26 protein-coding genes are annotated in these 25,987 nt (G+C 65.5%); 11 read left to right on the top strand and 15 right to left on the bottom strand.

Annotation, left to right across the window (positions count from 1 at the left end; translation table 11 throughout):
* The first annotated feature begins 548 nt into the window (after positions 1-548).
* Both AC3FOF_RS36805 and AC3FOF_RS36800 read left to right on the top strand, forming a co-directional pair.
* A complete protein-coding gene (locus AC3FOF_RS36805) occupies positions 549-677 on the top strand; it encodes a hypothetical protein (RefSeq protein WP_276266685.1) in 129 nt (42 codons plus the stop codon).
* A gap of 251 nt (positions 678-928) precedes the next feature.
* On the top strand, positions 929-1,234 hold the full coding sequence (locus AC3FOF_RS36800; RefSeq protein ID WP_488729396.1) for a lysozyme inhibitor LprI family protein: 306 nt from the start codon (positions 929-931) through the stop codon (positions 1,232-1,234).
* A 302-nt stretch (positions 1,235-1,536) separates the two neighbouring features.
* On the opposite strand, the gene AC3FOF_RS36795 is transcribed toward AC3FOF_RS36800, so the two are convergent.
* From AC3FOF_RS36795 to AC3FOF_RS36760, 8 genes are all read right to left on the bottom strand, one after another.
* A complete protein-coding gene (locus tag AC3FOF_RS36795) occupies positions 1,537-3,762 on the bottom strand; it encodes a TonB-dependent receptor (RefSeq protein ID WP_017231216.1) in 2,226 nt (741 codons plus the stop codon).
* A gap of 120 nt (positions 3,763-3,882) precedes the next feature.
* A complete protein-coding gene (locus AC3FOF_RS36790) occupies positions 3,883-4,890 on the bottom strand; it encodes a siderophore ABC transporter substrate-binding protein (RefSeq protein WP_488729395.1) in 1,008 nt (335 codons plus the stop codon).
* A complete protein-coding gene (locus AC3FOF_RS36785) occupies positions 4,887-5,663 on the bottom strand; it encodes an iron ABC transporter ATP-binding protein (RefSeq protein ID WP_017231214.1) in 777 nt (258 codons plus the stop codon). The genes AC3FOF_RS36790 and AC3FOF_RS36785 overlap by 4 nt, the downstream gene beginning before the upstream one ends.
* Positions 5,660-6,610: an iron chelate uptake ABC transporter family permease subunit gene (locus tag AC3FOF_RS36780; RefSeq protein WP_488729394.1), complete on the bottom strand. Its 951-nt coding sequence runs from the start codon at positions 6,608-6,610 to the stop codon at positions 5,660-5,662. The genes AC3FOF_RS36785 and AC3FOF_RS36780 overlap by 4 nt, the downstream gene beginning before the upstream one ends.
* Positions 6,607-7,548, bottom strand: coding sequence for an ABC transporter permease (locus tag AC3FOF_RS36775; RefSeq protein WP_488729393.1), 942 nt, complete (start codon positions 7,546-7,548; stop codon positions 6,607-6,609). Before AC3FOF_RS36775 ends, AC3FOF_RS36780 begins: the two co-directional genes overlap by 4 nt.
* Positions 7,548-9,314: an ABC transporter ATP-binding protein gene (locus AC3FOF_RS36770; protein ID WP_488729392.1), complete on the bottom strand. Its 1,767-nt coding sequence runs from the start codon at positions 9,312-9,314 to the stop codon at positions 7,548-7,550. Before AC3FOF_RS36770 ends, AC3FOF_RS36775 begins: the two co-directional genes overlap by 1 nt.
* Positions 9,308-11,116, bottom strand: a complete 1,809-nt coding sequence (locus AC3FOF_RS36765; protein ID WP_488729391.1) for an ABC transporter ATP-binding protein — start codon at positions 11,114-11,116, stop codon at positions 9,308-9,310. Before AC3FOF_RS36765 ends, AC3FOF_RS36770 begins: the two co-directional genes overlap by 7 nt.
* 41 nt (positions 11,117-11,157) lie before the next feature.
* Entirely contained in the window at positions 11,158-11,307 is a 150-nt protein-coding gene (locus AC3FOF_RS36760; RefSeq protein ID WP_276266681.1) for a hypothetical protein, read from the bottom strand.
* Between the two features lie 108 nt (positions 11,308-11,415).
* Here AC3FOF_RS36760 and AC3FOF_RS36755 point away from each other — a divergent pair, with 108 nt between their 5' ends.
* Positions 11,416-12,060: a TetR/AcrR family transcriptional regulator gene (locus tag AC3FOF_RS36755; protein WP_488729390.1), complete on the top strand. Its 645-nt coding sequence runs from the start codon at positions 11,416-11,418 to the stop codon at positions 12,058-12,060.
* On the opposite strand, the gene AC3FOF_RS36750 is transcribed toward AC3FOF_RS36755, so the two are convergent.
* The gene (locus AC3FOF_RS36750; RefSeq protein ID WP_488729389.1) at positions 11,970-12,248 is read right to left on the bottom strand and encodes a glucokinase; all 279 of its coding nucleotides are present in this window, start codon (positions 12,246-12,248) and stop codon (positions 11,970-11,972) included. The two genes, AC3FOF_RS36755 and AC3FOF_RS36750, sit on opposite strands and share 91 nt — an antisense overlap.
* 134 nt (positions 12,249-12,382) lie before the next feature.
* Here AC3FOF_RS36750 and AC3FOF_RS36745 point away from each other — a divergent pair, with 134 nt between their 5' ends.
* The 4 genes from AC3FOF_RS36745 to AC3FOF_RS36730 all read left to right on the top strand — a co-directional run bounded on the left by AC3FOF_RS36745 (position 12,383) and on the right by AC3FOF_RS36730 (position 15,309).
* The gene (locus tag AC3FOF_RS36745; RefSeq protein WP_488729388.1) at positions 12,383-12,925 is read left to right on the top strand and encodes a gamma carbonic anhydrase family protein; all 543 of its coding nucleotides are present in this window, start codon (positions 12,383-12,385) and stop codon (positions 12,923-12,925) included.
* 99 nt (positions 12,926-13,024) lie between these two features.
* Positions 13,025-13,645 carry a LysE family translocator gene (locus AC3FOF_RS36740; protein WP_017231205.1) on the top strand — a complete coding sequence of 207 codons (621 nt, stop codon included), beginning with the start codon at positions 13,025-13,027 and terminating at the stop codon, positions 13,643-13,645.
* A gap of 342 nt (positions 13,646-13,987) precedes the next feature.
* On the top strand, positions 13,988-14,491 hold the full coding sequence (locus tag AC3FOF_RS36735) for a hypothetical protein (protein ID WP_017231204.1): 504 nt from the start codon (positions 13,988-13,990) through the stop codon (positions 14,489-14,491).
* An 11-nt stretch (positions 14,492-14,502) separates the two neighbouring features.
* The gene (locus AC3FOF_RS36730) at positions 14,503-15,309 is read left to right on the top strand and encodes a DUF2145 domain-containing protein (RefSeq protein ID WP_035818951.1); all 807 of its coding nucleotides are present in this window, start codon (positions 14,503-14,505) and stop codon (positions 15,307-15,309) included.
* A gap of 57 nt (positions 15,310-15,366) precedes the next feature.
* Here AC3FOF_RS36730 and AC3FOF_RS36725 read toward each other — a convergent pair whose 3' ends face one another.
* The 3 genes from AC3FOF_RS36725 to wrbA all read right to left on the bottom strand — a co-directional run bounded on the left by AC3FOF_RS36725 (position 15,367) and on the right by wrbA (position 17,928).
* On the bottom strand, positions 15,367-16,788 hold the full coding sequence (locus tag AC3FOF_RS36725) for an FAD-binding oxidoreductase (RefSeq protein WP_017231202.1): 1,422 nt from the start codon (positions 16,786-16,788) through the stop codon (positions 15,367-15,369).
* A 106-nt stretch (positions 16,789-16,894) separates the two neighbouring features.
* The gene (locus tag AC3FOF_RS36720; protein ID WP_017231201.1) at positions 16,895-17,326 is read right to left on the bottom strand and encodes a DUF2069 domain-containing protein; all 432 of its coding nucleotides are present in this window, start codon (positions 17,324-17,326) and stop codon (positions 16,895-16,897) included.
* Entirely contained in the window at positions 17,323-17,928 is a 606-nt protein-coding gene (gene wrbA, locus AC3FOF_RS36715) for an NAD(P)H:quinone oxidoreductase (protein WP_017231200.1), read from the bottom strand. Before wrbA ends, AC3FOF_RS36720 begins: the two co-directional genes overlap by 4 nt.
* Positions 17,929-18,096: 168 nt before the next feature.
* Here wrbA and AC3FOF_RS36710 point away from each other — a divergent pair, with 168 nt between their 5' ends.
* Positions 18,097-19,464 (top strand): YihY family inner membrane protein, encoded by a 1,368-nt coding sequence (locus AC3FOF_RS36710; protein WP_276266683.1) that lies wholly within the window; start codon positions 18,097-18,099, stop codon positions 19,462-19,464.
* A gap of 22 nt (positions 19,465-19,486) precedes the next feature.
* On the opposite strand, the gene AC3FOF_RS36705 is transcribed toward AC3FOF_RS36710, so the two are convergent.
* The 3 genes from AC3FOF_RS36705 to AC3FOF_RS36695 form a co-directional block, all read right to left on the bottom strand.
* Positions 19,487-19,804 (bottom strand): Mpo1-like protein, encoded by a 318-nt coding sequence (locus AC3FOF_RS36705; protein WP_017231199.1) that lies wholly within the window; start codon positions 19,802-19,804, stop codon positions 19,487-19,489.
* A gap of 371 nt (positions 19,805-20,175) precedes the next feature.
* The gene (locus AC3FOF_RS36700) at positions 20,176-21,000 is read right to left on the bottom strand and encodes an alpha/beta fold hydrolase (protein WP_017231198.1); all 825 of its coding nucleotides are present in this window, start codon (positions 20,998-21,000) and stop codon (positions 20,176-20,178) included.
* The gene (locus AC3FOF_RS36695; RefSeq protein WP_017231197.1) at positions 21,000-22,310 is read right to left on the bottom strand and encodes an O-acetylhomoserine aminocarboxypropyltransferase; all 1,311 of its coding nucleotides are present in this window, start codon (positions 22,308-22,310) and stop codon (positions 21,000-21,002) included. Before AC3FOF_RS36695 ends, AC3FOF_RS36700 begins: the two co-directional genes overlap by 1 nt.
* Before the next feature lie 201 nt (positions 22,311-22,511).
* On the opposite strand from AC3FOF_RS36695, the gene AC3FOF_RS36690 reads away from it, so the two are divergent.
* From AC3FOF_RS36690 to AC3FOF_RS36680, 3 genes are all read left to right on the top strand, one after another.
* Positions 22,512-22,958 (top strand): CBS domain-containing protein, encoded by a 447-nt coding sequence (locus AC3FOF_RS36690; RefSeq protein ID WP_017231196.1) that lies wholly within the window; start codon positions 22,512-22,514, stop codon positions 22,956-22,958.
* Between the two features lie 225 nt (positions 22,959-23,183).
* A complete protein-coding gene (locus AC3FOF_RS36685; RefSeq protein ID WP_488729387.1) occupies positions 23,184-25,082 on the top strand; it encodes an MFS transporter in 1,899 nt (632 codons plus the stop codon).
* Positions 25,083-25,140: 58 nt separating this feature from the next.
* Positions 25,141-25,860 carry a glutathione S-transferase C-terminal domain-containing protein gene (locus AC3FOF_RS36680; RefSeq protein WP_488729386.1) on the top strand — a complete coding sequence of 240 codons (720 nt, stop codon included), beginning with the start codon at positions 25,141-25,143 and terminating at the stop codon, positions 25,858-25,860.
* Positions 25,861-25,987: the final 127 nt, after the last annotated feature.

Below are 25,987 nucleotides of genomic sequence, written 5' to 3'. Positions count from 1 at the left end.
CCTGGACCAGGATCTGATCTTCGTGACCTTCCTGATAGACGTTGCCCACCGAGTCGGCGGTGAAGGCGCCCTGCGTGATGTTGCCCTGGGTCTTGCCCTGGATGCTGATGTAAGCGGGTGTCGGCATAACGGTGACTTCCTTTTGCGTGTTAGTGATGAGGGGGGGCCGGGAGGCCGTCTTGCCAATGAATGGCAGTACCCCATAAGGCAAACACCGTGCCAATGGCGGAGATCGTCGTCTTTATCCTATATAAATCAATGGTTTGATGAGCGTGATGGGCATATGGGCCGCGACGCCATGGATGTTTGCGCCGTGGAAATGCGGCTTTTCTGCGGAAATCGGGCCATTAATGGCCCGGTCAATCGCTAAGGTATTGATTAATAGATGGATATAGGCGGGCCAAAAATGGCTCGCTGGGCCATTTTTGGCCCGCTTGATTTGCGTGGCGGTTCGATCCCTGCAGTGCGATGGTGAGGCTTTGGCCGTATAGACGTCCGTTGTGGCAGGCGATAGGCGCTGCGCACGCTTCGCTATCCTGAAGGTGTGGATGGCGACAGATAACGTTGGAGAATACTGGGTGCTGGACATGGCCTTCGGTGAAGACCCGGACCGGATGCGCTACTACACCAACGTCCCCGCCTGGAAGACGACAGTCCCCAAGACCATCCGCGCGTAGCATGACGGCATGGATAAGAATCTGCAAATTGACACCATGCCGTGAATGACGAGAGACCTTACCTAACCCTCCGATCGCGTTACGGCCCGCCTAATGCGGGAAATTCGATCTGATGCCGTCGCTAGAGTCGAACAGAGACCCCGCCTATGCCTAGGATTCCACGCTTTCGTCGCCTGCTCGTCGTTGCAGGTCTTCTTGCGTCATCCTGTGTCGTGCATGCTCAGGACTGTCCAAAAGATGATATGTCACCCATGTGTGAGGATATGCGCGCCCAGGCTGTTTACGATCGAGTGGACAATGAACTCAATGCTGCGTATCAGCAGCTTCTGAAGAGGATGTCGCAGCCACAGAGCGAATATCTTGACTACCCGACGCTCAAGGCGAAGTTCATCGAAGCACAGCGGCAGTGGGTGCACTTTCGTAACAATGAGTGCGATGCATGGTACGTGGTCAATCAAGCGGGGACGGGGCGGAACGCCGATCAGATGACCTGCATGGTCAAAAGGACGAAAGATCGCACCAAACAGTTGAAAGAGTGGGCTTCGTATTTGCCTTAGGCGATGATTCAAGCTGTTTCTTGGGTGAAAAGGGGTCTTTAAGTGGAACATCGGACCCGCAATGGTGGCAGCGAATGCGGCCGGCAACGCGCTCACCCGCTGGCGATTGCCAGTCGACTTGGTCCATCGCCGCTCGGCATGCAGCGAGTTCGCGCTCGTAGACATCGTTTACTTCGAGGGGCGTGGTCCAGGTTTGGCCGCCAAGTAGTTCGGCCGATGCGTCGCGGCATCGGTTTTTCGATGCCTCCCGGATGGGCCACCGCCGCAGACGTGGCCGCCAGTGGCGTATGCGCGCGTGTCGTTCAGAAGTCCATCGTGGCCGAGAGCTGGAAGGTGCGCGGTGCGCCCAGGGCCAAACTGGACAACAGCGGCATGCCCCAATAGGCCTTGTTTGTTACGTTGGTGACGCTGGCCCGCACGGTCAGCGGATGGCTGGAGACCTGGGTGGCATAGCGTGCGCCCAGGTCATACACCGTGTAGCCCGGCACCGACAGCGAGTTGTCGGCACTGATGTATTGCCTGGATGCAGCGGTCGCATTGGCGGTCAGCGTCAAGCCGCGTACGGCGGGGGTGTCCCACTCCACGCCCAGCTTAGCTTGCAGCTTGGGCAACCCGGTTGCCGACTTGCCCTGGTTGACGCCGCCGGCGGTCTTGGTGAGCTTGGGGTCCACATAGGCGATGCCACCCATCAGGCGTACGCCGCGCAGCGGCGAGCCGAAGAAGCCCCACTCGATCCCCCGGTTGCGCTGCTCTCCGCCAAAGGAAAAGACGTTGGTGGAAATGTCGGTATAACTGCTTGGCCGCTTGATTTCATACAGGCTGAGCGTGTGGGCGAATTCGCCGAGATCGAACTTGAGGCCGATTTCCTTCTGCTTGGTCTTGTACGGCGGAAACAGCTCTCCCGCATTGGCGGCAGTTGCCGGCGCGGTCTGGCCCTTGCTCAACCCTTCAATGTAATTGCCGTACACGGAGATATGGTTCGTGACCTTGACCAGCAGCGCGGCCGCGGGTGTTATGGCGCTCGCGTCATAGCGGGCACTGCGCGCCCCGGTCGTGAGGCTGAAGGTGTCGGTGAGCACTTCCTGGCGACGCACGCCCAGCGTCAGTTGCACCCTGTCCTGTGCAAAAGACAGGGTATCTGCTATGCCGTAGCTGGTCAGGCGCGTTTCCGTGTGGAGGGTCGGCGGCCAACTCATTGCGGCGGCTGGGCCCCAGACCGGTTTGTAGATGTTGGTGGTCCAGTCCGCGCCCGGGACCGATCTGCGGCCATAGTCCCTTTCGGTGTCCGAGTAGTGCGTGACATTCAAAGCCCATTGATGCTTGACGCTGCCGGTTTGGAACTTGCCCTTCAATCCAGCTTCCCCCGATGTCTTTTCAATATCGAAGGCCAGCTGGCCCATGCTGTGCCGAACATCACCCGCCGCGTTGAGCACCTGGGCCGACATCGTACCGTTGTACTTGTAGTTGGTCTTGCTGGTGCCGAAGGCTGCATAGGCCATCAGGTTTTCGCTCACGTCGAATTCGCCGCGGACGATCGCACCCTTGTCCCTGGTGTTGACGAAGGACCAATCCGGGTTCAGGAGGGTTTCGGGCCTGGGTGGCTTGGGCACTGCCACGCCGGGGGCCAGATTGATGCCTCGGGTCACGCCGTTCACGCGGTCATCGCTGCTGTAGAGGTCGGCAGAGAGGCGAACGCGCTCGCCCCGCCAGTCCAGCCCGAGGGACGCGAACCGGGTTTTCTTTTCCTGCCGGTTGACCGCCCCCTCTCCGTCCCGATAGATCCCGTTGAAGCGGATGCCGAACTGCTTGTTCTCACCAAAGCGCCGCCCAAGGTCCACATGTCCGCCGAACTGCGCATCGGACATGTAGGTCGCCGTCAGTCGCGTCAGCGGCTCATCGCCCGCGCGCTTGGGCACCAGATTGACGGTGCCGCCCACCGAGCCGCCCGGAGGCATGCCATTGAGCAGGGCCGATGGGCCCTTCAGTACCTCGATACGCTCGAACATTTCGGGGGTGGTGCGGTAGTACGGCGCCATGCCGAACAGGCCGCCGATGCTGATATCGCTGGTGTTGGAGGCGAAGCCGCGGATGGAGTAGTTCTCGCTCCAGGCACCGGTGACGCCGTTGCTGAACACCGTGGGATCGGTGGCGGCGATCACGCCGGTGATGTCCTTGGCCTGCCGGTCTTCGATGAACTTGTCCGTATAGCTGATGGTGGAAAACGGCGTTTCCATGAAATCCTTGTCGCCCAGCAGCCCCACGCGGCTGCCGGACGCCACCTGCCCGCCGGCGTAGGCGTCGATCGCTGAGCTCGCCTGTACCGTCACCGCCGGCAACGTAACCCCGCTTTCTGCGGCCGGGCTTTGTGCGAGTGCCGGCGGAGCAGCCAGGGCCAGGGCGCCCACGGTCAGCCCCAGCAGCAGCAGCACTGTCTGCACGGCGGCGGCGGTGCGGTTCAGGGCAAAGGCGGGATGGGGGTGCACCGCCTGCTGTGCAGGTCGCGCGATGCGATGGTGACGTTTGGTCATGGCAGGTTCTTCTCAGTTGAGATTGGGTGGGTTCTCAGCACGTCTTACGAGCGAGAGATCTACATCAAATACGAATCATTACGTTTTTGGTTTGGGGCTAGGGACAGGCCCCGGAACGAATCAGTGCTGATAGCCCTTGATGACGTCGTCGATCACGAGCTTCAAAGAGGTCGGGCTGGCGGCGGTGACGTACCAGGCTTCAGCATCGACGAAGACCACACGGCCGTTCTTCCAGGCGTTGGTCTGGCGCAGCAGCGGGTTGCCCATGCTCGCGGCATCCATGACCGGACGGCGCTCCATCACGGCCGTCCGGTCCACCACGTAGAGGATGTCGGGGTTGGCCTGCTGGATGAATTCGCTGGAGATCGGCTGGCCATGCAGGCCGGTCTCGACAGTCGGGCTGGCCGGTTTCACGCCCAGGGCATTGAAGACGAACCCGTAACGGGACCGCACGCCAAAGGAACTGAAGGCGCCGTTGTTGTGCAGGACGACAAGCGCCTTCTCGGAACGGTCCCGGGTCATGCGCCTGACCTCCTCGACCTTGGCGTCCAGTTCAGCGGCTTTTTGGCGAGCGAGGTCTTCCTTGCCAAAGATTCGCCCCAGGGTCATGAGGTGGTCCTTGATGACCTCGATGTGCTTGACCTCGCTATCCCGGTAGTCCACATCGAAATGAATCGTCGGAGCGATCTCGCTCAGTTCCTTGTAGTGGTTCGCCTGGAGCGATGTGATCAGGATCAGATCAGGCTTGACCGCATGAACCCGCTCCAGATTGGGCTGAACGATCGAGCCCAGGTCCTGAATGTCCGGGGCGTCCTTGTACCTGGCGAGGAAGTGCGGGACGAAATCCTTCGGCATGCCAACGACAGGGACACCCAGTTGGTCGAGGAAATCGACTTCATTCATGTCGAGGGCGGCCGCGCGTTGCGGAAGGTGCTCGACGACGGTCGTTCCCAGCTTGTGTTGAACCGTGACGGGTGCGAACGCTTCCTGCGGGGGCTGGCTGGCAGAAGCCGGCTGTGCGGTTGCCTGTGGCGGTTCGGCTGGTTTCTGGCCGCACCCCTGCATCGCGATGGTCGCGGCCATCAGCAGGGCTAACGCCCAACGCCTGTTTCTGTGATTCCGGGTCATTTCAGTTCTCCTGATGGATTGAAGTAGTTGCACAGGCGTCCGCGTTCGCCTTGAATGATCTGGAAGTCCAGTCCGTACAGTTCTTGCAGCCGGGCCTCCGTCACGGCCTCCGCGACGGGGCCGCAGAAGCGAACCGTTCCGCCCTTCAATGCGACGATGTGATCGGAGTAGTTGGCAGCGAAGTTGATGTCATGGATCACCAGGATCACGGTGCGCCCGTGTTCGTCACACAAGCGGCGAAGCGCGCGCATGATCTGGACGGCATGCTTCATGTCGAGGTTGTTGAGCGGCTCGTCCAGCAGCAGAACGTTCGTCTGCTGGGCAATGGTCATCGCCAGGAAAGCCATCTGGCGCTGCCCTCCGCTGAGTTCGTCGATGTAGGCCCGGCGCAGCGCCTCCAGTGACAGGAACGCGATGGCCTCGTCGATCGCGTGGTGGTCCTCGGGGGTGAGCGCGCCGCGGCTGTAGGGGAAGCGCCCGAAAGCGACGAGTTCCTCGACCGTCAGGCGCAGGTTGAAGTCGGGCGACTGGCGCAAGGTGGCGACGTGCTTGGCGTATTCGCTGATGCGGATGCCTGAAACCCTGCGGTCCCCGATCAGGATGTCGCCCTGGGTTGGCTCCAGCAGGCGCGCGATCAGCAGCAGCAGCGTCGTCTTGCCTGCGCCGTTGGGGCCGATGAGAGAAGTCACGCGCTGCGCCGGGAATTGCGCGCTGACGCCGGAAAGGACGGTCTTGGCGCCGTAGGCCTTGTGAATGTTGTGGACGGTGATCATGCGGTGCCTCGGGTGCGAACCATCAGCGCGAGGAAATACGCGCCACACACCAGGTTGACGAGAATGCTGACGGTGGTCTTGTAGTTGAAGACGTGTTCGACCAGAAGCTGGGCCACGATGAAGATGCCGATGGCGATCGCGCAGCCCATGGGCAGCGTGACCCGATGCCTGGAAGTCCGGGCCATCGCATAGGCGATGTTCGCAACGAAGATCCCCATGAAGGCCGTGGGCCCGAGCAGGCTGGTCGAGACCGCCACGAGAGCCGCGATCAGCGCGAAGTAGAGCCTCACGTACCGCTGGTAATCGACCCCCAGGGAAATGGCCTGGTCGCGGCCCAGCGAGAGCACGTCGAGGATCGGCAGGGTCTTCAGCCCTGGCAGGCACACGGCCGCGACCAGAAGGGCCGAATAGAGCAACTGCTCGGGTTGTGCCCTGTTGAAGGACGTGTAGCTGAAGCCCTGGAGAACGGCGAACTCGCCCGGGCTGATCCTGAGCTGGATGAACTGTGTGACAGTGCCGATCACCATGGTCAGCACCAGTCCCAGCAGGAGGAGGAAATACACGTTGTGCCTGCCGTTCCGCAAGAGCCACCGATGGATGGCCCACGAATAGGCGAGCATCAACAGGATGGAGAGGAAGAAGTTGCCGCTCTGGCCGAGTACCACCTGGCCATGCGTGCCCATGGCCAGGATCAGCAGCGACTGCAACAGCAGATAGACCGCCTCGTACCCCATGATCGCCGGCGTCAGAATCCGGTTGCCCGCGATGGTCTGGAACGTGATCGAGGAGAAGGCGACGCAGATCCCGCCGATGACGATGGCGGCCAGCCGGGCGAGCCGCTTGGGAATGACGTAGTCGAAGTCGAAGCCGGATCGCAGGAGGACGAAAACCGCGGCCAAGGCGATGACCACCATCCAGAGGGCGTATTGGGGGGGCGCGCGCCTCATTTCTTCTTCCAGATGATGAGTACAAGGAACAGCACGCCGCCCACGCTGCCTGCGGTCAGGCCGATGGGCACCTCGAACGGGTAGATGAGCAGGCGGCCGAGAATGTCGCAGGCCAGCAGCAGCGACGCGCCGCCCAGAGCGACGATGGGCAGCGTCCGGCCCAGGTTGTCGCCGTGATGCAGCGCGACCAGGTTGGGGATGACCAGCCCGACGAAGGGGATCGCGCCGACGGTGATGACCGTTGCGGACACGGTGACCGCCACCAGCATCAGGCCCAGCGCCGCCGTTGCCGAATAGCTCAGCCCCAGGCTGGTGGTCATGCCTTCGCCCATGCCGAGCACGGTGAAGCGGTGCGCATACAGGTAGGTGACCGCGACGATCGGCAGGATCAGGTAGATGATCTCGTAGTTGCCCTGGACCACCTTGGAGAAATCGCCGAGCAGCCAGCCCTGCATGCTCTGCAGGATGTTGTAGCGGTAGGCGTAGAACTCGGCCACGGCACTCAGCACGCTGCCGTACATGAGGCCGATGACCGGCACGAGGACGGTGTTCTTGAACTTGATGCGGCGGATGATCGCCACATAGACCAGGCTCGCGGCGAAGCAGAAGACCAGCGCGAACAGCATCCGGCCCATCGTGCCGGCGGCGGGCGCCAGCGTCATCGACACCAGGATGCCGAGCTTGGCCGCATCCAGTCCGCCCGAGGTGGCCGGTTCGACGAACTTGTTGCGAACGATCTGCTGAAGGATCACGCCGCAGACGGACAGGCCCACGCCAGTCAGCACCAGCGCCGCCAGGCGGGGCAGGCGGCTGGCTGTCAGCGTCAGCCAGGCATCGCCCGACAGCGAGAACAGCTGCGACCACGCCATCTGCCGGGCGCCGACCAGCAGCGAGGCGCCGCAGAGGATGGCGAACAATCCAAGCCAAGGTGCGCGCATCAGCGGCGGTCTCCGTTCGACGCCGCCGCGATACGCCAGCCCCTGGCGGCCCGGCGCTGGGCCAGGAAGTGCGCGTAGCGCCCCTGGCTCGCGCGCAATGGCGTGGGCGAACCCTGCTCGACGACCTTGCCGCCATCGAGCACCACGATCTGGTCGGCCATTGCCACCGTCGAGAGTTGGTGCGCGATGACGATCAGCGTGCGCTTGCCGCGCAGACGCGCCAGCGCCTCGGCGATGGCTGCCTGGTTCTCCGCGTCCAGCGCGGCGGTGGCCTCATCGACCAGCAGGATGGGCGCGTCCTTGATCAGCGCGCGGGCGATGGCGATGCGCTGGCGCTCGCCGCCCGACAGGCGTGCGCCGCCTTCGCCGACCGGGGTGTCGATGCCCTGCGGCAGGCGCTCGATGATCTCGGCCACGCCGGCCTGCCGCGCAGCTTCCATGATCTCGGCATCGTTGGCATTGGGTTTGCCGATGCGGATGTTGTCGGCAATGCTGCCCGCAAACAGGTAGTTGTCCTGGAAGATCTGACTGATCTGGCCGGCCAGCTGCGCGTTGGACATCTGCCGCACGTCCACGCCACCGACGAGTACGCTGCCCTGGCTCACATCGAAGAAGCGTGCGATCAGCCGCACCAGTGTGGTCTTGCCCGATCCGGAGGCGCCAATCAGCGCGGCCATGCTGCCCGGCTCGATGCGCAGGTTCACGCCCTTCAGCACATCGGGTTGATCCGGTGTGTAGCGGAAGCTCACCTCGCGCAGCTCGATCGACGCATCACGCGGTGCCTGCGGCTGGTCCGGTTCCGGCAAAGGCTTGACCGCAAGGATCTCGCGCACCGCGTCGAGCTGGCCGCGCGCGCCGCGCAGGACCTCGCAATAGCCGGCCACGTCCAGCAGCGGATCGATATAGCGGTTGGCCAGCAGCAGCGCCACGATGACGGCGACCACCGAGTCCGCTTCCAGCGCGCCGCCCAGGTGGGCGTTGAGCCACAACGCGGCGGCGATCAGCAACGCGGCGAAGACGGCCTGCACGACCCAGGCGTTGAGCACCGTGGACGCCGCCGACAGATAGATCAGCCGCGTGCCGGAGTGGCGTTGCTGGTCGATGGCCTGTTCAAGCAAGCGCGTGCTGCCGCCTCCACCGTTGAACGCGCGCAGTACCGACTGGGCCTGGGCGAACTCGACCATGCGCTGGCTGGTGTGGGCGAAGTGGCGATGGAAGGTGTGGTCGGCGCGCAGGCCCAGGCGAGCGGCGATCAGGAACGCGCCGATCAGGATCGGCAGCGCCAGCAGCGCGATCAGGCCCATCGGCCAGTGCCGCGCGAACAGCGCGGCCACGATCACCACCGGCGTCACGGCGCCGCTGATCACCGGCGTGAACACGTGTGCGGGAAGCTGGGCCACTGCCATCATGCCGTTCGTGATGACATGGCCAAGCCGGGCGCTGTTCTCCGGCGTGAACCAGCCGACGGGCAGGCGCGCAACGTGGTCGCCGATGCGCTGGCGCGCGCCCTGCAGGACGGCGACACCCACGCGCACGCCGGCCTTCTCCACCTTGCGCCGCCAGCCCCAGCAGGCCGTCATGCCGGCCAGCAGCACGATGAGCCACAGCGCCGCGCCGCGCGTATCGCCGGCCAGAAGGCGGCTGAGAATGGGCACCAGCGTGGTGATGGTCAGCCCGCTGAGCAGGCCATAGAACACGGCCATCCAGGCGTAGCGGCGGAAGACGGGCGCATCGTCGCCCAGCAGTTGAACGAAGGTTTTCAGCATGACGGCACCGCCTGATCCTGGGGTTCTTCATAGCCGCCCAGCGTCCATAGCCGCGCATAGCGGCCTTCGCGCGCGATCAGCTCGGCGTGGCGGCCTTGCTCGTGGATCGTGCCGTTCTCGATCACGATGATGTGGTCGGCGTGCATCACCGTGTCGAGCCGGTGTGCAATGACCAGCAGCGTGCGGCCTCGCGCGAAGCGCGACAGCGCGTCCTGGATCGCCACCTCGTTCTCGGCGTCGGCGGCCGCGGTGGCTTCGTCGAGCACGAGCACGGACGGATCGAGCAGCACGGCACGGGCGATGCTCACGCGCTGCTGCTCGCCACCGGAGAGCAGCGCGTCTTCGCCGACCACCGAGTCGTAGCCGCGCGGCAGATTCAAGATTCGCTCATGAATGTTCGCGGCGCGCGCGGCGTCCTCGACCTCCTGCTGGCTGGCCGAGGGCCGGCCCAGCGCGATGTTCTCGCGCACGCTGGCGTGGATGAGGCGCACCTCCTGCAGCACGAAACCGATGCGCTGGTACAGATCCGAGGTCTCGATATGCCTCAAATCCACGCCGCCGAGCGTGATGCGCCCGTCGGTCGGGTCGAAGAAGCGCAGCAGCAGCCGGGCCAGGGTCGATTTGCCGGCACCGGACGCGCCGACGATGGCGGTCACCGTGCCGGGCTTGAGGGTGAAGCTGACGTCCGACAGCACCTTGTTCTGCGCGTCGTAGGCGTAGCCGACGTGCTCGACGCGGATTTCGGTGCCCGTGGGCAACTGCCGCATATCGGGCGCCGGCTGCTCCAGCACAGGCGTCTCCAGCAGCGCCTGCACGCGCTGGGCGGCACCGGTGGCATGGTTCAGGTCATGGGTGATGTAGTGCAGCAGCAGCAACGGCGCGGAGAGGCCCGGTGCCACCAGAGCGAACGGCAGCACGTCCACCGGGGCAATCCAGCCCAGGCTCACGAACAGCGTGCCGAAGACCAGCACCACGCCCAGCACCGCCACCGGCGCGATCATCGCGTTGGCGTTGGCCATCGAGCCCACGAGGGGACGGGTGAAACCGGCGAAGGCTTGGGCGAAGGCATCGACTGCCTCGCGGTAGCCGCCGTGCGCCTTGCCGCTTGCGCCGAAGGACTTGACCACGGGAATGCCGTTGACGAACTCGACCACCGCGTTGTTGATGCGTCCCAGCCCGCCGACGAATTCCTTCATGTTCGCCCCGCTGGCCTTCATGGCCCTGCCGAAGAACAGGAAGAAGCCCGGGAACGGCAGGATCGAGACCATGGCCATGCGCCAGTCCATCGCGAACAGGTAGATGACCGAGATCAGGATGGCGCCCACGGCGCGTCCCAGCGTCGTGTAGAAGTGCGCGGTCAGGCTGTGCAGCGTGCCGATGTCGTCCTGCATGGCCTGCTTGACCTCGCCCGACGCCCGGCTGGTGAACCAGCCCAGCGGCACCCGGGCCAGCCGCTGCGTGGCCGCCAGGCGCAGGTGATGGGTGATGCGGTTGTCGGCCAGGTGGGCGGTCAGTTCCCCAGCGGACACCAGCGCCATGCCGACGAACAGGCTCGCCACGCTGGCAATGACGATCCACCAGACTTCGCTCTGCACTTGCGCCCGTGCCGCCGCCGCGATGTCGGCGCCGCCGAGGACGATCTTCGCGATATGCGCGATGCCGGCCAGCGGCACCAGCGTGAGCATGGCGCCCACGCCGGCCAGTACCGCGGCGACGATCAGTTGCCCACGGATGGGGTTCAATACCCGGCTGATCGGGCCGGGTCTCTTGGGTTCGGCCGCGGCCGCGTCACGAGTGTTCATGAAAAAGGAACGTCCAGAGATTCAGAATGATGGGATGGCTCTCACCCCGTCTTGCGAACGACAAGGCGAGACCCCATCCACGCAGGCCGCTCGGTGGCATCGACCTCGAGCAAGCCACGGTCATGGTTGGCGTCGCGCAGAATGGCGGCCGAGGGGTTGCTGCCTTCCAAGGCGCTCGATGGGTCGGTCACGGAGGATTCCGGTGAATCGAAATGATAATTAGTTGCATAACTATAAACTAATTGACGAAAGGCTGGCAAGGTGGCTACATGGCTGTCACCAGCGATCAAGGAACAAACATGAAACCGCCACAACGACCTTCGGCGCGCGGGCGTCCTCGTACCATCACACGCGAACGGATCGCCGACGCGGGCATTGAGATCGGCTTGCCGAACATCACCTTCGTCGGCGTTGCCGCCGCACTCGGGGTCAGCCATATGGCGCTCTACAAGCACGTGCCGAGTCTTGTGGAACTCAAGCGCCTGGTCGCCGAGGAGATCTTCAGCCGCTGGCAGATTCCGCAGGCTTGCGGCAAGGGACGTGGCGGATTGAAGGATTACCTGATCGTGTTCACCACATCGGTACGGGAGTTCGTCAAGGCACACCCTGGGCTGACGCCGTACGTGATCCGCAGGTTGGCTGCAACACAGCCCATGCTCGCCAAAATCGACGGGCACCAGAGCCATATCGCGCGGGCCTACGGCATCTCAAAGGCGCAGGCACGTTGGCTGCTTGCGACGATCGCATTCCACTGCATTGCCGTGGCCGACACGGTATATTCGGTAGCAGGCCGAGAACCTGTTGTGGAGGCAGACCGCGTGGCGGAAGAAGCCGAGATGGAGGCGGAGCTTGTTCAGGGCATGCACGCACTCATCGTCGGCGCGCTTGCCATGCTGGAGGAAGACGCCCACCCTGGCAGTTCTGCATTGCAGATCAAGTCATAGGCGTTATGAAACGCCAAGCCCACGCTGTCGCCCAATCTCCCAGGACACCTCGCCGCAGTGCGCCGTCGCGGCGGGTCGAGATTCCGTTCCCGATAGTCTGACGCGCTCGTTAATGGCAGGCCGCCGCCGATATAGACGCCGCCTCGTGCGCCGATGGTCAGCGCCAGGTCTGCGGCGACCGTGCCCAAGTGCCAGGAAGGGAAAGGGTGTTGCTGTGATAATGTGCGAGTTCAATCGGCGCAACAGTCAACAGTCAACGGTCAACAGTCCCGTGCCAGTGGCGGGCGTTTGACTTGCGCCTTTCCGGATCCAGGTTCCCATCATGACCATTCGCAGCTTCCAGGGCAAAGCCCCCCAACTTGGCGACCGCGTGTTCGTCGACCCGACTGCCGTGCTGATCGGCGACATCGAGATTGGCGCCGACAGTTCCATCTGGCCGATGGTGACCATCCGTGGCGATATGCATCGCATCCGCATCGGCGCGCGCACCAGCGTGCAGGACGGCAGCGTGCTGCATATCACCCATGCCGGCCCCTTCAATCCCGACGGCTTTCCGCTCACGATCGGCGAAGATGTGACGATCGGCCACAAGGCGCTGCTGCATGGCTGCACCATCGGCAGCCGCATCCTGATCGGCATGGGTACCATCGTGATGGACGGCGCCGTGATCGGGGACGAGGTGATTCTCGGCGCCGGCAGCGTGGTGCCGCCAGGCAAGGCGCTCGAGAGCGGGCATCTCTATGTGGGCAGCCCCGCCAGGCAGGCCCGGCCGCTGACGGAGAAGGAACGCGGCTTCTTCCGCTATACGGCGGCCAATTACGTCAAGCTGAAGGACCAGCATATTGCGGAGTTGCTGGACGTTTAGCTGGATCGCTGGCTCGGCGCGCGTTCGCGGCAGCCATTCGGAACTCGCCAACCGAGGTAAAGTAGCGCTCTGTCAGACCTTCCGCCGGACTCAAACACCATGACACTGTCGATGCTGCTGCTCTACTCGGTTGCCTGCTTTTCCGTAACGGTGATGCCTGGGCCGACCATGCTGCTGGCGCTGGCCAATGGCACGTCGCGGAACTGGCGTATCGCAGGCATGGGCATGTTGGGCGCCGCACTGTCCGACCTCCTGTTGATCGGTGCCGTCGGCATCGGCCTGGGCGCCTTGCTGGCCGCGTCGGAGGTGTTGTTCTCCGCCGTCAAGTGGATCGGTGTCGTCTACCTGGTCTGGCTGGCGGCGCAGCTATGGCGGGCAAGCCCGGGCGAACTGGTGGTGGGCGGCGCCAGCCTCTCGCCGCGCCGGGCGTTCATGCGCAGCTTGCTGGTGGCGCTCTCGAATCCGAAGGGCCTGTTGTTTTTCTCGGCCTTCTTGCCGCAGTTCATCGATACCGCGCAGGCACAGGCACCTCAATACCTGGCACTCGCGCTTGTCTCGGCCGCTCTCGATCTGGTCGTGATGGCCGCATACGCCGCGGGGGGCGCGCGTGCCGCCAAGGCCCTGACGCGGCAAGGCCTGCGCGTCATGAACCGGTTCTGCGCCGCGTTGCTGCTGTCGCTGGCAGGTTTCCTGGCGGCATATCGCCGCGCTGGCGCCTGAAGCCGGCGGGCGTGCCACGGGCCAGCAGGACCGTGGCTTCCACGAAGTCGCGGATCGCGCGTCCGTCACGCCGACCTTGCCGATCGCATCCGATCGTATTCAATCGTTTCCCAGGCAGCGAGAGTAGGAATCATCTGCTGCCAGCTTGATGCCGGTGTCGCGAGGCGTGCCTGCGGAAAAATCCCACTTATGGGAGGACGCCAATCCTGCATGATTCTGCTTGCAAACATCCAGGCTGATCCATTGCGACGAGCGGAAAAAGTTTGCTTCCATTCACATTGAAGTGGAAAAAGTGGATTTCCCTTTACAATGGACGGTCATATTTCCAAGCGGAAAAGAACAATGAAATTATATGAAGGCAAGTTTTTGGCACGGATGATCCCGGCATGGCTGGTCCTGGCCGGCGCTTCGCTGTGCGTGGCCCCGGCCATTGCGCAGTCCACGGGCAATATGGGCGGGTCGGAGCAGGTTTCGGTCGGCACCTTGTCGATCCTGGCCGCGCCTGTCGCCAGCGTGGCGGGCAGCGCCGGTGGCGCGGGGCCGTTGCAGGGCTCCGCGCTGGCGGGCTTCGGCAGTGTTTTCATCGTATCCGGCATCGGCCAGGGGGCGCAGGACACCGTCGAGCTGATCCTCGACGCCGCTAGCGGCGCAGGCAAGGTTTCGGTCAAGATCGCCAGGAGCGGGTTCGAGAAGCTGGGCGTCTCGGTCGGGGCCACCGTGAACGCCGTCGCCGATTCGACCGGCACCTTGCTGGTGGCATCCGGCAAGGTGCTTGCCTTCATCCCCAACACGCTCGGCGAGGCCTTGCTGTATCGCGAGCGCGTTCCCTCGGCCGCGAAGCCATGAAGGCGCGCGCCATGATTTCCGGGTGGATCGGCCGCACCGGATCCCTGCTCGCCTTGCTGCTGGTGCCCCTGCTGGCGTCGGCGGGGCAGAGTTGCGAAGATGCGGCGCTCAGCCCGGATACGCTGCGCAAGGCCATGGCCGCAGCGCAAAAGGTGACGGCCGAAATGGACAAGCGCCAGGACAACGTGGCGCTGCTGGGGCGGGTAGGGCAGGACCTGTCCAGCTACGGGCTGAAGTACAGCCATGCCGGCTTCATCTACCGCAGCGCGCCGGGCGCGCCCTGGCGCATCGCCCATCTGCTCAATAGCTGCGGCACCGCGCAGTCGGACCTGTGGTACGAGGGCGTCGGCAATTTCTTCCTGGACGATATGTTCGCGTTCAATTCGGTCCTGGTGATTCCGCCGAAGCCGATCGCCGAACGCCTGCTGCCGCGCCTGCAGGATGCCGCGGCGCTGCGCGCGGTGCACGATGCGGACTACAGCCTGGTCGCCTACCCATTCTCCACGCGTTACCAGAATTCCAACTCCTGGGTGCTGGAGACACTGGCCACGGTGGAGGCCAGGGACGTGAAGATCGTCAATCGCGAACAGGCGCAGTCCTGGCTCAAGCTGGTCGGCTACCAGCCTTCCGAGATGAAGGTCGGCACCTTCAAGCGTCTTGGCGGCCGCGTGTTCAAGGCCAGCGTAGCCTTCGACGACCATCCCAACGAGCTGCGTTTCTCGGATCGCATCAGGACCGTGACCGTCGACTCGCTGATGCAATTCCTGGCCGACCGCAAGGAGGGCTGGGAGGTGGTGGAAATTCCGGCGCCCCGATAGCAGCCGATAGCCAACAGGCATGCCTGGGCATGCCAGCCCGCCGGCGCCGGTTCCCGCTCAGATCACCTTGCCCGGGTTCATCAGGCCCAGCGGGTCCAGCGCCTGCTTGACCGCCCGCATCATCGCCAGTTCGACCTCGCTCTTGTAGCGCCGGTTCTCTTCGCGCTTGAGCTGCCCCAGGCCGTGTTCGGCGGAGATCGAGCCGCGATGGGCGTGCACGCTGTCATGCACGATCAGGTTGACGGCTGGCGCGTTGTCGAGGAAGGCGTCGTGGCTTTCGCCCGCGGGCGGCGATACGTTGTAGTGCAGGTTGCCGTCGCCGAGATGGCCGAAGGTGACCATGCGCGCGCCGGGGAAGGCTTGCTGGATGAGGGCGTCGGTGGTGTCGATGAAATCGGCGATGCGCGAGATCGGCACGGCGATGTCGTGCTTGATGTTCTTGCCTTCGTCCACCTGCGCGAGCGGAATGTGTTCGCGCAGGTTCCAGAAGTCGCGCGACTGCTGCACCGACGCCGCGACCACCGCGTCCTCGACCACGCCCGCTTCGAATGCGGTTTCCATCAGCGCTTCGAAAATCCCGCGAGCATGGTCTTCGCTCTCGTTGTCCGACAGCTCCAGCAGCACCACCTGGGCATGCGCGCGATCGAAGGGATAGCGCAACTGCGGGTAATGCGTGGTGACCAGCGACAGGCACATCTCCGACATCAGCTCGAAGCCGGTCAGCATGGCGCCGGCGCGTTGCTGGGCGATGGCCAGCAGGGCCAGCGCGGCGCGCGGATTGGCGACCGCGGCCAGCGCGGTGACGCGTGCGCGCGGCAGCGGGTAGAGCTTCATCACGGCGGCGGTGATGATGCCCAGCGTGCCTTCCGCGCCGATGAAGAGGTCGCGCAGGTCGTAGCCGGTGTTGTCCTTGCGCAGGCCGCGCAGGCCGTCCCAGATCTCGCCGGCGGGCGTGACCACTTCCAGCCCCAGGCATAGCTCGCGCGTGTTGCCGTAGCGCAGCACGCCGGTGCCGCCAGCATTGGTGCCGAGGTTGCCGCCGATGGTGCAGCTGCCTTCGGCCGCCAGGCTCAGCGGGAACAGCCGTCCATGCTCGCGCGCGGCGTCCTGCAACTGCTGCAGGATCACGCCGGCTTCCACGGTGATGGTGTTGTTGAGCGGGTCCACCTGGCGCACCCGGTTCAGGCGCTGCAGCGAGATCACTACCGATTCCACCCCGGCGGATGGCGTGGCGCCCCCGCACAGCCCGGTATTGCCGCCTTGCGGCACCACGGCCAGCTTGTGCGCGTGGCAGGCGTGGACGGCGGCGGCCACTTCTTCGGTGGAGCCGGGGCGCAGCACCGCTACCGCTTCACCGGTGTAGCGCTTGCGCCAGTCGGTGAGGAAGGGGGCCTTGTCGGCGGCGTCGGTCAGCACGTGCTGCTCGCCCAGGGCGGCGCGGCAGAGGGCGAGGAAGGAATCGAGGTGCGAGGCGGTCATGGCGGTGGGTCCAGGAGGGCGGCCGCGATGGCGACCGCCGCGCGAATCAGGAGAAAGAGGATGGTTGCGGCTTGGTGCGGGCTTGCGCCGGGTTGCTTGCTCGTCCTTATTTGCCCGGCTTGGCGGGCTGCTGCGCCTTGGCGCGGCGTTTGTAGGGGCGCAGGTACAGGATGGTGCCAAAAAAGAACAACAGCGTCAGTGCCACCTCGATCCACGCCAGCGTGGACGATGGCGGCCGGTCGCTGGTGGCGCGCACGATGCCTTCGGTGAAGAACAGCAGGATCAGCATCGACGACCACTGCATGGTATAGCGGTTGCGGGTCAGCACGCCGCGCAGCGGTAGCAGCAGCGGCAGGAATTTCAGGATCAGCCAGGAGCCGCCGGGACGCAGCGGCGCCAGGAACCATTCCCAGCCGATGCACAGCAGGATCAGTGCGATCAGGCTGCCCGCGCTCAGGCGGTATAGCGCGGCATTGTGCAGCGCGCCGTCGGTGGCGCGCGCGGCCGGCGGTGCCGCGGGGTTCGGGGCGGCGCTCATGTGCGGCTCCCGCCGGCCAGGCGCAGCGCGGTTTCGGCTAGGCGCTTGCCCATGGCCCGGGCAAGCGTGGCTTCGTCGTCGGATACCGGCGCGCTGTTGTCCACGTGCGCGTGGTGGCTGGGGCCGTAGGGCGTGCCGCCGCCGGCGGTGGTCATCAGGGCGCTTTCGGTATACGGCAGGCCGAGTATCAGCATGCCGTGGTGCAGCAAGGGCAGCATCATCGACAGCAGGGTGGTTTCCTGGCCGCCGTGCAGGCTGCCGGTGGCGGTGAACACGCAGGCGGGCTTGCCGGCGAGGGCGCCGGAGAGCCACTGGGCCACGGTGCCATCGAGGAAGTACTTCATCGGCGCGGCCATATTGCCGAAGCGCGTCGGGCTGCCCAGCGCCAGGCCCGCGCATTCCTCCAGGTCGCGCAGTTCCGCATACGGCGGCCCTTGCGCCGGGATATCCGGCGCGGTGGCTTCGCTGACGGTGGAAACCGGCGGTACCGTGCGCAGGCGAGCCTGCGCGCCGGGCACGCTGTCGATGCCGGCGGCGATCAGCTCGGCCAGCTTGTGGGTGCTGCCGTGGCGGCTGTAGAAGAGAACTAGGATTTCGGTCATGGACGAGGCTGCGGCGCATGCACGCGGGGCGTCAGGATGGGCGCTCCCAGGGGCAGGCCGGGTTGGTGTCTTGCGCGGCGCGCAGGGCAATGCGCGTATTATAGATGTGGCCCCGGCGCGGCCTGCCGGCGGGGCATGTCACTGAATCAGCAAGGAGTTTGCCCCCGCATGTTCACCGCTCGCATCGTCCGCCTGCGCAGGGAATGGAATCTGCAGAAATTGCGCGCGCTGACCCGCTACGCGCTGCGCCGCGCCGGCGAAGACCGCCTGCCGCAGGTCTCGGCCAGCCTGACCTTCACCACCGTGCTGGCAGTGGTGCCGGTGCTGACGGTGGCCTTCGCCCTGCTGGCGGCTTTCCCGGTGTTCCGCGATTTCCGCAGCGCCACCGAGTCCTTCCTGTTCCAGAACCTGATTCCCGGCAACGTCAGCAATTCCATTACCAGCTACCTGGGCCAGTTCGCCAAGAACGCCAAGGGTCTCACCGCCGTGGGCCTGGGCGGGCTGATGGTGACCTCGGTGCTGACCATGCTGACGGTGGAGGACGCGCTCAATGCGATCTGGCGGGTCAAGCAGCGCCGCCCGCTGGCGCAGCGGGTGCTGGTGTTCTGGGCGGTGCTGACGCTCGGCCCGGTGCTGATCGGCGCCAGCCTGTCGATCAGCTCCTACCTGATCTCGGTCTCGGCCGGCTACGTCGGCACCATGCCATTCGGGCTGGGGCTGGTGGTCAGCCTGACGCCGGTGCTGCTGTCGGCGCTGGCCTTCGCCTTTCTCTACACCGCCGTGCCCAACGCCAGCGTGGAGTGGCGCGACGCCATCGCCGCGGGCCTGGTGGCGGCGCTGGCCTTCGAGCTGGCCAAGCGCGGTTTCGGCTACTTCGTCACCCATATTCCCACCTATACCGCGGTCTATGGCACCTTCGCCGCGCTGCCGATCTTTCTGCTGTGGATCTACCTGAGCTGGCTGGTGACGCTGCTTGGCGCCACCATCGCCGCCAACCTGCCGGTGATCCGGCAGGGCTACTGGCGGCGCCGCACCTTTGCCGGCAGCGAGTTCTTCGATGCGCTGGGCGTGCTCTACCTGCTCTACCGGGCGCGCGACGAGGTGCCGCGCAGCGTCGGCGAGCTCGATCTGGGCCGCAAGCTGAGGGTGGAGGCCGATTACCTGTCGGGCCTGCTGGGCAAGCTCAAGGCCATGCACCTGGTGGGCAAACTGGCGCAGGAGCGCGGCCAGGCGCACTGGGCGCTCCTGTGCGATCCCGGTCAGGTAACGCTGCGTACGCTGCACGACCGGCTGGTGCTGAACCTGCCGCGCCTGCCGCGTACAGCGCTGGCGCAGCAGCTGCAAGGCGCCGACGCGCTCAAGCAGGTGCTGGACAACCCGCGCCTGGACCAGCCGCTGGAGGCAGTATTCCGGCGCCAGCCACAGCAGGATCGGCCGGTGGGAGAGCCGGCGGCGCCGACGGCCCAAGGCCGTCCGGCCGATCCCGCGCGCCGTACGCTGGAAGTGGTGCCGCCCGGCTGGCACGGCCAGGTCTGAGCGCCCGTACTTCCTGTCCTGTCTAGAAGGGAATCCTGCCGCGCCAGATGTCGCCGTACATCACCCAGTCCCCCATCAGGCTGTAGAGCGGATGGCGGAAGGTGGCGGGGCGGTTCTTCTCGAAGACGAAATGGCCGACCCAGGCGAAGGCATAGCCCGAGACCACGGCAGCCGCCAGCCACCACCAGTTACCGCTGAGGATCAGTGCCAGCAGGCACAGCAAGGCCACCGTGGAGCCCGCGAAATGCAGGCGGCGGCAGGTGCGGTCGCGGTGCTCGTTCAGGTAGAACGGGTAGAAGGCGGCGAAGTTCTCGAACTCACGGGGGTGGGCCTGGGACATGGCGGTCTCCTGCGGTGGTTCGTGGGGATTCCAGTCTAGCTGGCGGAGGGGACGTGTCTAGTGGGGATCTTCCCGGGAGGGTGAGAATCGGGGCAGGCTTCGCGATTGCCGGGCTTTCCACCTTCAAGACCAAAGCCCGTTTCGCCTCCCCTTCGGGGAGACGACCTGCGTTCCTGTCTTGCCAGGAACGCAGGCAAAGAAGGCGACCCGTATGCGGCGAAAGATCCCTCGCCGCATACGGGGAGGCGAACCTCCACGGCTCGCTTCGCATCGCCGTGGGTGTGGCCCGGTACGGGCCTCACATGTCATTGTCTTGCGTCGGTTTGCTCCCCGACTGCGGGAGCGGGTGGGCGCTCGTTATGCCGAGGCATTCAACCCGCAGCCACCGCCTTGCGCGCAAACGCTGCCAGCGCATCCAGCACCTCGTCCGGCTTTTCGCCCATCAGCGCATGCCCGCAGGGCACCGTGACGGTGCTGGCCGAGGCCATCTTTGCCGCCAGTGCCTGCGCGGCCTTGGGCGAGGTCATCATGTCCTTGCTGCCGGTGATGAACAGCGTCGGGCAGCGCACGGCCGCCACCGCGGCATCTCCGTTGGCGTAGGCATTGCACGCCGAGAAGTCGTTATGGAAGACGTGGCCTTCGGGATTGCGCTGCGCCACCCTTTCCATCAGGCGCTGGCTGCCGCCCTGCATCCACGAGCCCGGGCCCGGCGAGGAAGGCTTGTTGGCGAGGCTGGAGTGCGACCAGGCGTTGACCATGGCGATGGCCTGGTCCACGCGGTTGAGCGACGCATCGAGCAAGGTGTCGGCGACCTTCATCGGATAGGCCGTGGCAAGCAGGGCGATGCCGCGCACCGCGTCCGGGTGGCGCGCCGCGGTTTCCAGTGCGATCAGCGATCCCATGCTGTGCCCGAACACCAGCGCAGGGGCGGTCACGCCGGCCGCGCGCACCAGTTCGATCACCCAGTCGGCCATGGCTTCGACCGTCTTGAGCGGCTCGCCCTCGCTGCGGTTGTGCCCCGGCAGGTCCACCGCCAGCACGCTGAAGCCGTGGTGGGCGAACCAGCGCGTCTGCAGGGCCCAGACGCTGTGGTCGTTCTGCGCGCCGTGCACGAACACGGCGCAGGGCAGGGCGGGATCGAAGGGTTTGCCGCCGGTATAGGCATAGGCCTTGCGGCCTGCGATCGTCAGTTCCATCAGGCTTGCCCTCCCTTGCCGTTCATGGCGCGCTCGGCGGCCTTGAGGCCGCGCTTGAGGTCGTCGATCAGGTCGTCCGGGTCTTCCAGGCCGACCGACAGGCGGATGGTGCCTTCGCCGATGCCGGCCGCCTGCAGCGCCGCGGCGTCCATGCGGAAGTGCGTGGTGGAGGCGGGATGGATCACCAGCGAGCGGGCGTCGCCCACATTGGCCAGGTGCGAGAACAGCGCCAGGCTTTCGATAAAGCGCTGGCCCGCGGCACGGTTGCCCTTGAGGTTGAAGCTGAACACGGCGCCCGCGCCGCGCGGCAGCAGGCGCTTGGCGAGTTCGTAGTCCGGGTGGGACTCCAGTTCCGGATAGGCGACCGACTCGACCATCGGGTGCGACACCAGGAACTGCACCACGCGGCGCGCGTTCTCCACATGCCGGGCCATGCGCAGCGGCAGCGTCTCGATGCCCTGTAGCAGTTGCCAGGCGGCCATCGGGTTCAGGCAGGCGCCGAAGTCGCGCAGGCCTTCGCGGCGGGCGCGCAGCAGGAAGGGCGCCACCGTGCTCTCCTCGGTGAACACCATGTTGTGGAAACCGGCATACGGCTCCGACAGTTCGGGGAAGCGCCCGGAGGCTTCGAAGTCGAAGGTGCCGCCTTCCACCAGGACCCCGCCGATGGTGGTGCCGTGGCCGCCCAGGAACTTGGTGGCCGAGTGGTAGAGCAGGCCGGCGCCGTGATCGAACGGCTTGAGCAGGTAGGGCGTGGTGAAGGTGGAGTCCACCAGCAGCGGGATGCCGTTCTCCTGGCCGAGCTGGGCCAGGGTCGGGATGTCGAGCACGTCCAGCCCGGGATTGCCCAGGGTCTCGCCGAACAGCAGCCTGGTCTGCGGCCGGATCGCCGCGCGCCAGGCGTCGATGTCGCGCGCCTGCACGAAGGTGGTCTCGATGCCGAAGCGGCGCAGCGTGTAGTGCAGCAGGTTGTGCGAGCCGCCGTACAGGGCGCTGGACGCCACCACGTGCGAGCCCGCGCCCATCAGGGTGGCCACCGCCAGGTGCAGCGCGGCCTGGCCGGAGGCCACGCCGATCGCGCCAGCGCCGTTCTCCAGGGCGGCGACGCGCTCCTCGAAGACGGCCACGGTCGGGTTGGAAATGCGCGAGTAGACATGGCCCGCGCGCTCCATATTGAATAGCGAAGCAGCATGCTCGCTGTCGCGGAAGACGAAGGAGGTCGTCAGGTGGATAGGCGTGGCCCTGGCCCCCGTGGCGGGGTCGGGGGCGGCGCCGGCATGCAGCGCGAGTGTGTCGAATCGGGTACCAGACATGGCTTCAAGGGCAAGAGTTGTCTCCGGTGCGCATCGTAGCATCCGCTGCCGCCGGCACGCATGGCAAACCGCTCCGGCAGTTTTGGCGCGGCCCGCGCTTTACTTGGGCGGCTGGTTTCGGCTAGGATCGGCGCATCAGGCCGTGCCGGCAGCGGCGGGCAACAAATAGCAAAACAGCAGATTCAGCCAGCGGAGACCATCATGAAAGTCAGCGACATCCTGCAAATCAAGGGCAACACGCTCTTTACGGTCAAGCCGGATACGTCACTGCTGCTCGCGGTCAATACCATGGCGGAGCACGATATCGGCTCGCTGGTGGTGATGGAATACGGCGAACTGGTAGGCATGCTGACCTTCCGCGAGATCATCAAGACCCTGGCCGCCAACGGCGGTGCCGTCGGCACCACCACCCTGCGCAAGGTGATGGACGACGCGCCGCTCACCTGCACCATGGAAACCGACGTCAACGAGGTCCGCCGCATGATGCTGGAGCGCCACACCCGCTATCTGCCGGTGCTGGACAACCGTACCCTGATGGGTGTGATTTCCTTCTATGACGTGGCCAAGGCGGTGGTGGAAGAGCAGAGTTTCGAGAACCGCATGCTCAAGGCTTATATCCGCGACTGGCCGGAAGAAAAGACCGATTGAGCCTCCTGCCGGGGCGAGGGCCGGGTCGCGTCGGGGCCGATATCCCGCTGCGGCCGGACCCAAGGCGTGCTCCGGCAAGGCGGGTGCGGTCGTGATGAATATGCAGGGTGCCGCAAGAATCCCTTTTCATGGCGTGCCGCGGCTGTGGTAGCGTCTTGCCAGCGACGTCGCCGCCGGGCGCCAGCAAGCCCGTCCGGCTTGCCGGGGTCACCTATTCCTGCCTAAATGAGCCAACAAAACCAATTCCGCCTGCTCGGCAAGCGCCGCTTTGCCCCGTTCTTCTGGACCCAGTTCCTGGGCGCCATGAACGACAACCTGTTCAAGGTTGCCTTTACTTCGCTGGTTACCTACCATACCGCGCTGTTCGAAGGGGTTGACGCCAAGAGTGCAGCGTTCCTGATTTCCGCCATCTTTATTGCCCCCTTCGTGCTGTTCTCGGCGACCAGTGGGCAGATTGCCGACAAGATCGAGAAATCGAAGCTGATCCGGCTGGTGAAGACGCTGGAGATCGGCATCATGCTGCTGGGCCTGGCCGGTTTTGCCCTGCACAGCGCGGCCCTGCTCTATCTGGGCACCTTCCTGATGGGGCTGCACTCGACGGTGTTCGGGCCGGTCAAGTTTGCCTACCTGCCGCAGCACCTGGACGAGACCGAGCTGGTGGGCGGCAACGGGCTGGTGGAAATGGGCACCTTCGTCGCCATCCTGCTCGGCACGCTGCTGGGCGGCGAGCTGGCTGGCCTCACGCACGGCGAACGGATCGTCGGTCCGTTCTATGTCGGCGGCGCCTGCGTGCTGCTGGCGCTGGCCGGCCGGCTGGTGTCCGCGCGCGTGCCGGATTCGCCGGCGCCGCAGCCGGACCTGCGCATCAACTGGAACCCCTTCACCGAGACCTGGCGCAACCTCAAGCTGGCGCGCACCGACCGTACGGTGTTCCTCAGCCTGCTGGGCATTTCGTGGCTCTGGTTCCTGGGCGCCACCTTCCTGACCTCGTTTTTCAGCTTCGCCAAGGACGTGCTGGGCGGCGACCAGAACGTGGTGACGCTCTTGCTGGCGGTGTTCTCGCTCGGCATCGGCACCGGATCGCTGCTGTGCGAGCGGCTGTCCGGGCGCCACGTCGAGATCGGGCTGGTGCCGTTCGGCTCGATCGGCATGACGGTATTCGCGATCGATCTCTTCCTGGCCAGCCACGGCGAGCAGCATGCCGAACTGTCGGGGCTCGCCGGCTTTGCCGCCGACCCACGCCACTGGCGCGTGCTGGCCGACCTGTTCCTGCTGGCGATGTTCGGCGGTTTCTACAGCGTGCCGCTGTACGCGCTGATCCAGAGCCGCTGCGCGCCGACCCACCGGGCGCGCATCATCGCCGCCAACAATATTCTCAACAGCTTCTTCATGATCGGCTCCTCGCTGCTGGCGGTGGCGCTGACGCAGGCAGGCTTCAGCATCCCGCAGCTGTTCCTGGTGGTCGGCTTGCTGAACGCGGTGGTGGCCATCTACATCTACAGCCTGGTGCCGGAGTTCCTGCTGCGCTTTATCGCCTGGATCCTGGTGCACACGGTCTACCGCCTGCGGCGCGTCAACGCCGACCGCATTCCGGCGCAAGGCCCGGCGGTGCTGGTGTGCAACCATGTCAGCTTTGCCGACGCAGTGGTGCTGATGGCCGCCAGCCCGCGCCCGGTGCGCTTCCTGATGGACCACAACATCTTCAAGGTGCCGCTGATGTCGTGGTTTTTCCGCCAGGCCAAGGCGATCCCGATCGCGCCGGCCCACGAGGATCCGCAGATGCTGGCGCGCGCCTATGACGAAGTGGCGCGGGCGCTCGGCGAGGGCGACCTGGTCTGCATCTTCCCCGAGGGCAAGATCACGGCAAACGGCGAACTCAACCCGTTCAAGCAAGGCGTGCAGCAGATCATCCGGCGCACCCCCGTGCCGGTGGTGCCGATGGCGCTGCGCGGGCTGTGGGGCAGCTTCTTTTCCCGCAAGGGCGGGTCGGCCATGTCGCGTCCGTTCCGGCGCGGCATCCTCAACCGGCTCGAGCTGGTCGTAGGCGACCCGATCGCGCCGGAGCTTGCCACGCCGGAAAGCCTGCAGCAGGTGGTGCAGGGCCTGCGCGGCGAATGGCGCTGACGCGCCGTCCGCGTCGCCGGGCCAGCCTGATATCGCCGAGCGAAAGGAGTCGGCAACCATGATCACGCTCTATACCTTTGGGCCGGCATTCGGCCTGCCCGATGCCAGTCCTTTTGTCACCAAGGCCGAGATGCTGCTCAAGCTCGCGGGGCTGCCGTACCGCGCCGAGCGCGGCGGCCTGCGGCGCGCGCCCAAGGGCAAGCTGCCCTATCTCGACGACGAGGGCCGTGTGGTGGCGGATTCCACGCTGATCCGCTGGCACCTGGAAAAGACCTATCACGTCGACCTGGACGACGGGCTGACGCCCGCCCAGCGCGGTACCGCCTGGGCGGTGGAGAAAATGCTGGAAGACAACTTCTACTGGGCGGTGGCCGACGCGCGCTGGAACCATGACGCCAATTTCGCGCGGGGCCCGGCCACGTTCTTCCGCTCCGTGCCCTGGCCGCTGCGGGGGCTGGCGATGCGCTTCGTGCGCGCCAAGATCCGTCGCATCCTGTGGACGCAGGGCCTTGGCCGCCATAGCCCGGCCGACCTGGCCGCGATCGCCAGCCGGGACGTGGCGGCCGTGGCCGATGTGCTGGGCGGGCAGCCTTACCTGATGGGCGACAAGCCCTGCGGCGCCGACGCCACCGTCTTTGCCTTCATGGCCGGCGCGCTGTGCCCTTTGTTCGACACGCCGATCCGCACGGCGGCCGAGTCCCATCCCAATCTGGTCGCCTATGTCGCGCGGATGCAGGCCCGGTATTACCCGGACCTGGCGCCCGCGCAGGCGGCCTGACGTTGCCGGTGCCGGCCTGAGGGCGGTGCCGCGGCGGGCGCTGGCTGTCCGGCGCCGTGCCGCCGTTCGCCAGGGCCGGGCCAGCCGGGCGGCAAAAGCCTTACAATGTAGCCCGTTCTCCAATTCC

Source organism: Cupriavidus sp. 96C5-1 (assembly GCF_057798855.1).
Note: the sequence above shows the minus strand (reverse complement) of the source record. Positions and strands in the feature narration are given on the sequence as shown.